The organism is Psychroserpens mesophilus (genome assembly GCF_050617655.1).
In the GTDB taxonomy this organism is placed as follows: Bacteria; Bacteroidota; Bacteroidia; order Flavobacteriales; family Flavobacteriaceae; genus Psychroserpens; species Psychroserpens mesophilus_A.
Map to the genome: position 1 here is coordinate 1 of NZ_JBODQC010000063.1, position 377 is coordinate 377.

Consider the following 377-nt stretch of genomic DNA (forward strand, 5'->3'; position numbering starts at 1 on the left):
GCAAGCTATAGTGTTGGTTCCAAGTTTTTTCTGGTCATCAGTCCTGTATTTGTAATCTTGTCTACTCCTATCGTTTTTGGGAATTATAAAAAACAGGAAAAGAAGAAGCGCTTAAAAACCTTCGGATTTTATTATTCCTTAATCGCCCTTCCTACCTTAATACTTATCTATATTTTTCAGGAAACTATCGGATTCCTCCTCCTTTCTGAGGATTATTCGGATGGGTTTTTCTTAATTTTTTGGATTGCCCTGGCCTTTTTCCTTATTACGCTGGCGCAATTACTTGAACTCTATTTTTATTCGGAACAAAGAACACGTGTGATATTAGCAAGCAATATCGCTGCGGCGTCTACCAACCTATTATTGAACGTTCTTCT

The 377-nt window shown here is 37.1% G+C and carries 1 protein-coding gene; it reads left to right on the plus strand.

Translation table 11 applies throughout. The features are described 5' to 3' along the window. On the plus strand, positions 1-377 hold a 377-nt coding region (locus ACRHNM_RS16335), incomplete at both ends, for a hypothetical protein (protein WP_431137700.1).